Annotated in this window: 8 protein-coding genes; 5 read left to right on the forward strand and 3 right to left on the reverse strand. The window is 71.4% G+C overall.

The features are described from left to right. Nucleotides 1-132: 132 nt before the first annotated feature. From ACY34I_RS39770 to ACY34I_RS39785, 4 genes are all read left to right on the forward strand, one after another. Nucleotides 133-1,398 carry a sensor histidine kinase gene (locus ACY34I_RS39770; RefSeq protein ID WP_462760617.1) on the forward strand — a complete coding sequence of 422 codons (1,266 nt, stop codon included), beginning with the start codon at nt 133-135 and terminating at the stop codon, nt 1,396-1,398. Then, nucleotides 1,395-2,021: a response regulator transcription factor gene (locus ACY34I_RS39775; protein ID WP_462760619.1), complete on the forward strand. Its 627-nt coding sequence runs from the start codon at nt 1,395-1,397 to the stop codon at nt 2,019-2,021. Before ACY34I_RS39770 ends, ACY34I_RS39775 begins: the two co-directional genes overlap by 4 nt. A 134-nt stretch (nt 2,022-2,155) precedes the next feature. Then, nucleotides 2,156-3,352 carry an NAD(P)/FAD-dependent oxidoreductase gene (locus tag ACY34I_RS39780; protein ID WP_462760621.1) on the forward strand — a complete coding sequence of 399 codons (1,197 nt, stop codon included), beginning with the start codon at nt 2,156-2,158 and terminating at the stop codon, nt 3,350-3,352. After that, a complete protein-coding gene (locus tag ACY34I_RS39785; protein ID WP_462760623.1) occupies nt 3,349-4,269 on the forward strand; it encodes an RNA polymerase sigma-70 factor in 921 nt (306 codons plus the stop codon). The genes ACY34I_RS39780 and ACY34I_RS39785 overlap by 4 nt, the downstream gene beginning before the upstream one ends. A 66-nt stretch (nt 4,270-4,335) precedes the next feature. Here ACY34I_RS39785 and ACY34I_RS39790 read toward each other — a convergent pair whose 3' ends face one another. The 3 genes from ACY34I_RS39790 to ACY34I_RS39800 all read right to left on the reverse strand — a co-directional run bounded on the left by ACY34I_RS39790 (nt 4,336) and on the right by ACY34I_RS39800 (nt 7,044). Next, nucleotides 4,336-5,100, reverse strand: coding sequence for a DUF998 domain-containing protein (locus tag ACY34I_RS39790; RefSeq protein ID WP_462760625.1), 765 nt, complete (start codon nt 5,098-5,100; stop codon nt 4,336-4,338). A 517-nt stretch (nt 5,101-5,617) separates the two neighbouring features. Continuing rightward, complete coding sequence (locus tag ACY34I_RS39795) at nt 5,618-5,986, reverse strand: nuclear transport factor 2 family protein (protein ID WP_462760627.1); 369 nt, start codon at nt 5,984-5,986, stop codon at nt 5,618-5,620. A 323-nt stretch (nt 5,987-6,309) separates the two neighbouring features. Then, nucleotides 6,310-7,044, reverse strand: a complete 735-nt coding sequence (locus tag ACY34I_RS39800; protein ID WP_462760629.1) for an META domain-containing protein — start codon at nt 7,042-7,044, stop codon at nt 6,310-6,312. A gap of 301 nt (nt 7,045-7,345) precedes the next feature. Here ACY34I_RS39800 and ACY34I_RS39805 point away from each other — a divergent pair. Continuing rightward, nucleotides 7,346-7,687, forward strand: a 342-nt coding sequence (locus ACY34I_RS39805; protein WP_462760631.1) for a hypothetical protein, incomplete at its 3' end; no start/stop codon positions are given.

The raw sequence follows: 7,687 nt of genomic DNA on the forward strand, positions 1-7,687 counted from the left end.
CACCAGCCACGCGGAGCCGCCCTGGGCGCAGGATTCCACCTGCACGCCCACGCCTCTCCACCACGGTGGGAAACGATCCTGGAAACTCAATCCGACTCAGGATCACTAAGCTGATCAGGGACGCTGAACGCCGTGGGCTGGTTAGGACGACTGTTCGACGCGCGCGACGGCCTCGCGCGGACGGTGCTGCTCGACCTGAGCGGCGTCGGCTACCTGGTCTTCGGCGCCCCGATGAAAGGCGGGCCGACGGCCACGCAGCTGGTCCTCGCGGGGATCGCGTTCGGCGTCGCGCTGGTGTTCCACCGCCGGTCACTGGTCAACCTGCTGGCGCAGGTCGCGCTGCTGGCGGTCGCGATCTGGCTGGTCGACGACCTCATGATCAACCAGGTGGGGGCCAGCTGGGCGTTGCTCGAGCTGGCCATGCGGGCGCGGCGGCCACGGACCATCTGGCTGGCCGCCGGGCTGCTGGCCGCGGTCGACCTGACCGATTCGATCGGCGACCCGTTCCCCCGGTTCCTTTCCGGCATCGTCGGGCTGCTCGTGGAGGTCGGCGTCCCGCTGCTGCTCGGGCTGGTCATCCGGACCACCCGGGAGCTGGCCCATCAGGCGCAGGAGCGGGCGGCGGAGGAGCAGCGCCGACTCGAGTCGGAGAGCCGCGCCGCCCGCGCCGACGAACGCAGCGCCATCGCGCGGGAGTTGCATGACGTGGTCGCGCACCACGTGGCGTCGATGGTGCTGCGGGTCGGCGTGGCCCGGCACGTACTGACGGATCTGGACCCGCGGGTGGGTGGGGTGTTCGACGACGTGCACGGCACGGGCACGGCGGCCCTGGCCGACCTGCGCCGGCTGGTCGCGGTCCTGCGCAACCCCGACGGGGTACGCGGCGACGCGGCGCTGACCGCCATCGAGCCCTCTGCGCTCCCGGCGGCTCTCGGCGCCGCGGTCGACCGGGCCCGCCAGGCCGGCGTCACCGTCGAGGCCGAGATCGACCCGGCGATCGGTTCGCTCGACGCGGTACGCGGAATGGCGGTGCTGCGGCTCACCCAGGAGGCGCTGACCAACGTGGCCAAGCATGCCGGCACGTCCGCCCTCGCCCGCCTGTCGGTCAGCGTGGTCGACGGGGCGGTGCACTGGGAGGTGTCCGACGACGGGGGTGGCTGGGTGCCGGCGGCGGTGCCGTCCGGCGGCGGCCACGGCATCATCGGCATGCGCGAGCGCGTCGAGGTCCTCGGCGGCCACCTGGAGGCTGGTCCGGCGGGCGCGGGTTGGCGGGTGCGTACGGTACTCCCGGCCACCGCCCCAGTGCCTTCTCCCCTCTCCTCCCCCGCTGTCCCGCCGGCCCAGTCCGCGCAGGAACGCCAGGCCCCGGTGGGGCCGCACGCGGCGGAGCCGGCATGATCCGCGTCCTGCTGGTCGACGACCAGCACCTCATCCGCGCGGGCCTGCGCATGCTCTGCGACGCCCAGCCCGACATCGAGGTCGTGGGCGAGGCCGACAACGGCCGCGACGCGGTCTCCCTCGCTGCCCGGCTGGTCCCCGACGTCGTCGTCATGGACCTGCGCATGCCGGGCGTGGACGGGATCACCGCGACCAGCCGCATCCTCGCCGACCGTCCCGGCACCCGCATCCTGGTGCTGACCACGTTCGGCGACGACGACCACCTCTATCCGGCGCTGACCGCCGGCGCCTGCGGATTCCTGCTCAAGGACGCACCCCCCGCCGACCTGCTGGACGGCGTCCGCAAGGCCGCCGCCGGTGACAGCCCGTTCAGTCAGGAGGTGCTGCGGCGCTTGGTCCAGCGCGCCGTACATGCCCGCGCCGAGACGCCCCGGCCGGTCGAGGGGCTGACCGCCCGCGAGCAGGACGTGCTGAACCTGGTCGCCGAGGGCCTGTCGAACAACGAGATCGCCGAGCGGCTGCACATCGGGATCACCACGGTCAAGACCCACATCACCAGCCTGATGACGAAGACCGGCAGCGACAACCGGGTCCGCCTGGCCCTGTTCGCCCGCGGCGTCTGAGCGGGTCACCCGCGGCCAGCGCAGGACGTCGCGGCGGCGAACGCTGTGCTGCACGTCACATGGGCCTCATGTCACGGACGGGCGGCCGGCTTCCATCTGCTGGTCGTCAGCAACACGTGGAGAAAGGCGCGACGATGAGCACTCAGCGCGAAGCCGGCACGACCCCCCACCGCGTCCTCATCCTGGGCGCGGGTTACGCGGGCATGTCCGCGGCGGTCCAGCTCGCGGCCCGGGTGAAGCGGCGCAACGACGTGCAGGTGACTCTGGTGAACGCGCAGGAGCGGTTCACCGAGCGACTGCGGCTGCACATGACGGCGACCGGGCAGCGGCTCGCCGAGCTGAGCATCCCGGAGCTGCTGGAGGGTACGGGTGCACGGTTCGTGCGCGGCTGGGTGACGGCGGTGGACGCGGACGCGAAGACCGTCCGGATCGACGACGACCGGGTCCTGCACTACGACACGCTGGTGTACGGGTTGGGCAGCGTGGCCGACACGGCGGCGGTGCCGGGCGTCGACGACTATGCGTACACCTTGAGCAGCGCCCAGGACGCCGAGTTGCTGGCCGCCCGGCTCGCGCAGTTGGGCAGCGGCACGGTGGTGGTCGGCGGCGGCGGGCTCACCGGCATCGAGTCGGCCGCGGAGATCGCCGAGCAGCATCCGGAACTGAACGTCGTGCTGCTGGGCCGGGGGGAACCCGGTGCGGCCATGAACCCGAAGGCCAGGGCGTATCTGCAGGCCGCGCTGCAGCGGCTGGGTGTGCAGGTGCGCAGCGGGGTCGACGTGGTGAAGGTGCTGCCCGATTCGGTCGAGCTGGCCGGCGGGGAGAGCATCGCCGCCGATGCGGTCGTGTGGACCAGCGGCACGCGGGTGTCGCCGCTGGCGGCCGCCGCCGGGCTGACCGTCGACGAGCGCGGCCGCGTCGTCACCGACGCCGCGCTGCGGTCGGTGTCGCACCCGGACGTGTACGCCGTGGGCGACGCGGCAGCGATCCGCCAGGGCTACGGCGTCATGCACGGCACCTGCCAGGGCGGTATGCCGACTGGGGTGCACGCCGCGATCTCGATCATCCGTAGGCTGGCCGGTAAGCAGCCCAAGCCGTTCCGCTTCGGCTACTACCACACGCCGGTGAGCCTGGGCCGGCGCGACGCGGTCGTGCAGTTCACCTACCCCGACGACAGCCCTCGACGGATGTACCTGACCGGTCGCGTGGCGGCGCGGTACAAGGAGACGGTGACCGCGTCGCCCTGGCCGACCTACGGCCGCATGAAGACGATGCCCGCCTCGGGCGCGTTCTGGCCCCACGGCGGCCGCTTCACCAGGGAGGCGCAGTGACCCACCTGCCTTCGGACCTCGACCAGCAGGTCTTCCACCAGCATCGCAACCTGCTCTTCTCGGTGGCCTACCGCATCCTCGGCACCGCGGCCGACGCCGAGGACGCGGTCCAGGACGCCTGGATCAAATGGTCCGCCGCCGACCGCGCGCAGGTGGCCGACCCCAAGGCGTACCTGACCCGGATCGTGTCGAACCTGGCGCTGGAACGACTGCGCTCCACCCGGCACAAACGAGAAACCTATGTCGGACCGTGGCTTCCGGAACCCATCCTCACCACCGGCGACACCGCCGACGCCGTCACCGACGCCGAGTCGGTGTCGACGGCGATGCTGGTGGTGCTGGAAACGCTGAGCCCGCTCGAGCGCGCGGTGTTCGTGCTGAAGGAGGTCTTCGACTTCAGCCATGCCGAGATCGCGGAGGCCCTGGAGCGGTCCGAGACCGCGGTACGGCAGGCCGCGCATCGTGCACGTAACCATGTGCGTGCCCGGCGGCCGCGCTTCACTGCGGACCGGTCACGGCAGCGGGAGGTCACCGAGCGGTTCTTCGCCGCCGCGACCGGCGGTGACATCAATGCGCTGATGGAGTTGCTGTCCCCGGACGTCACCCTGTGGACCGATGGCGGCGGCAAGGTCCGCCAGGCCCTCCGCCCGGTCGTCGGCGCAGCCACGGTGGCCTCCTGGTTCGCCGCCATCGGCACCGTCACCTACCAGGGCGTCGAGCCGGCCGACATGAAGGTCGAAGTCGTTGAGCTCAACGGCGGCCCGGGCATCGTGTTCCGCGGTCCGGGCCGCGTGATCGCGACCGTCACCTTCGATTTCGATGCCGACGGCCGCATCACTGCCATCCACAACGTGGCCAACCCGGACAAGCTCCAGGCGGTCGCCGATGGCACCGCGCACGACGTCGGGACGGAGTGAGCCGGGCGGTCGCTGTCCCTTCGGCCGGCGGTCGAAGGGGCAGGGCCGGCCTGTCCGCCGTCGAGATCATCGGCCGGGAGCGTGTGGCCGCGCTCCCGCGACGCCTCCCGCCCGGTACGCCCCGCCGCCCCGCCCATCCACGGCACGCTGACGTGATCGGCTGCCGGGTTGAATCACGCCCGGGGTCGATCCTGCCGCCGTCAGGTGCGTGGTTGCCTGCAGGCCTAGGCGGATCGTGCCGAGCAACAGCAGCAGGATGACCTCGCCCAGCGCGACGGCCCGTTCGACCAGCCCGAGGTACGGCTTCAGCGGCGAGCTCGCCAGGTAGGCGGTGACGAACGGAACGAGGGCGACCAGGCAGACGGCCGCCGTCACCGCCACCACCCGGGCCCCCGGCCCGCGCCGCCGGCGGGCCGTCAGCAGCGCGCCGAGCGGCAGGCTGAGCAGGGCGGCCACGGATGCCCATTTGTGGATCTCGCCGGTCGCGGTGACCGGCGCGTCGACCGGGTCGCGCGGAAAGACCGTCAACACCACCAGTCCGAGGCACCAGCAGGCGTAGCAGGCGGTGGCCAGGGGTACGGCGGTTTGCCGCCGCCACAGCAACGGACCGAGCAGGCACACCGAACTGGCGGCCAGCACCAGCACCGCCGTGTCGAAGATCCAGCCGTCCGAGGAGAGGGCGTAGTCGCTGATCGTGTCGGTGACCGGGCTGAGCCGGCTCACCAGCACGTGCAACAGGGCGAACAGCACCAGCGCCAGCGCGGCGGCGGTCAGGCCGAGGAGCCGGCCGAGCCGGTTGGCGATCCGAAGTGCGGCACGGGCGTCGGTCATCCTGTCCTCCCCTGCCCGTACCGCCCACGGTTTCCCCGGCAACAGTCGGCACACCTCGGCAGCGCTGCCGGGGCCGCCGCCACCCGATACGTCGACAAGAGGCCCTCCCTATCCCGAAGGCAATGACATGTGCCCCTTCCTGCCGTGTGAGCCGGCAAGGGCGCCTGCGGAGCGCGCCTCGTTCAGGGTCAGGGATCGAGGCACACCTGTTCGCGGCTCTCGCCGTCTCCCACTCGATCGGGACCGCAGAGCCAGATCAGGCTGCTCGTCCGCACCGCCTGCCGGGATCCGTGCTGGCAACCAGAGGCGCTCCGCCGAGTACCCGCCGCTCGACGATCTACGCCACTCGCCTGACCAGATTCACGGCCACCCGCAAAAACGTCTCCCACCCGAACCCGGAGGCGTTTCGCCCACGCGCGGCGCACCCCCGTTGATCAGGACCGCTGCCCGTATGTCCCGCACGGCGAGGTCATGGACTTCGAACAAGGCGGGGGCGCCGGCAGAGCGGGATGTCAACTCAGCGGTACTCGTTCTCCTTGAGCTCGGTCACCCAGGCGCGGCGCTCAGCGATCTTGCCGTCGCGCATGACGAACACCTCCGCCATGGACATGCGCATCGACCCGCCCGCAGCGCGCTTCGCCGTGCCAGTCAGCTCCGCCATGACGACGTCGCCCTGCTCGACCATGCGCACGACCTCCAGCTCTGGAGGGTCGATGAATTCGGGTGCGCCGTCGATGGCCTTGTCGTAGGCCTCCTTGCCGGTCAGACGGAAGGCGCCGAAGACGGTCCACTCGATGTCATCGGTAAGGCAGGACAGGATCTGTTCGTGATCGTTCTTGCGGAAGCCGTCCAGGTAGGTGTTGACGGTCTCGATATTCCGCGACATGCCTGTTCGTTCCTCTCGCCAAGGTGCTTGCTGTTCATCTTGGGAGGTCCCACGACCGGCCGCGCTCTGGATGTCCCGCCGTGCTCGGGGATCGCCCGGATGCTGCTCGTGCTGATGCTGTGCTGTTCGGCGACCGCCGGCACCTCCGGCAACTGCAGCCACTGTCAGATGAGGGCATCGCCTCGCACATCCTGACAGACCGGCAGCGGATCCCGACCGAGGCGAACTCCTCACACGCGACGATCCCGGGGCGCGGCCAGCGCGCGACCGGCAGCCCTCCAAGCAGTGGTCCCGTCACTGGGAGCCGCACAGCCCGGGCACGGTCAGCCGGCGCGGCGTAGCCGGCCTCCCTCCTTGGCCTGGGCGTCGAGGAGCACCAGGGCCTTGCCGTCCAGTCCGGCCCGCCAGGACGAGGAGAGCCAGGCCCCGACCGGCACCCCGTCGCAGCCAATCAGGGTGCTGGGCCCGGTGGTGGCAAGGAACGCCCCTGCGGGGCCGGCCACCCAACGCCCGACCTGGCCGTTGCAGCCGTCGGAGCCGCGCCACTCACCGTCGGCCTTGAACTCCACGTACGCCTTCCTCGGCCCGCTCACGGGCACCCATTTCCCGACAAGCCGGTCTCGGGCGGCGGGAGCCAGGGCCGCCGGCAGCGCGGCTGCGGGCACGAACCGCCGCCGGACCTCGTCGGTGATCTCCGGCGGCGCCACCTCGGACGCAGCCAGGTACGGCCCGGGCGTCGGTGTCGCCCCCGGTAGCAGCCGGGCGACGACCGCGCCGTCGGCGTCGAGGAACAACGGCGTTTCGCCCTCCAGCCGGTACGACGTGACCCGGTTCAGCCATTGCGGGTTCTGTCCGGGGGCGCTGTCGCAGCCCGGACCGCCCACCGCCGCGGTTGAGCCGAACATGCCGGCGACGAAGAGACCACCAGCGTCGGCCCGCCAGGAACCGAGCAGGATCCCGCAGCGGCCGAAGAGCTGGGTCTGGTCAGGTGCGAGGCGCAGGATGCCGCGCGGCTCCTCGGCGACCCCGGCCAGGGTCCAGTTGCCCAGCAGTGCCACTGGATCCGCTGATCTCAGGCTTGCGGTGACCGGCGGCAGGGCGTGCGGCGGAGACTCGTCCACCCCTGCCCCGCCGCCGCAGCCTGCCATCAGGACCCCGATCGCGACCATCGTCAAGAGACAGCTTCGCCGGCCCATCTCGTTCGCCGTCCTTCCGCCGCGCCGGCCAACAGCCGGTCCCAGTGGTTGGACGGCGCCAGGTCGCCCGTGGTTGCCGCACCGCCAGGGCAATCGTGCTGCCCGCTGCTCGGCTCAACAAATCGATGGAGCAGGGCGGCCGGCAGGTTTCATCCTGTACGGAATGGGTTGTGAAGAAGACGACTGCTCGCACGAGTGGCACTACGCGCCGTACCGCACCGGGCTGGGCGCGCTGCAGCGCGGCCGGGGCGCCGCAGCGGCCTGGCTGCAGGATCATCCGGATCACGCACACCTGGTGTACGCCTGCACCGCTCGCGATACCCGGTGGTACTGGCAGGTCGACGACCGCTACACCTACCTGGCCCGACTGCTGCACGACCTGCGCCTAGACGCGACCCCGCTGGTCACGCAGCTTCGCGCCTGCGGCGCGTACTGTCCCTGGCCGCAAACGGACCCGGCCGATGATGACAACCAGTTCAAGCTGGCCGTCGGCATCCTGGAGGAC

The sequence above is a fragment of the Micromonospora sp. RTBAU3-60 genome, from assembly GCF_054963695.1.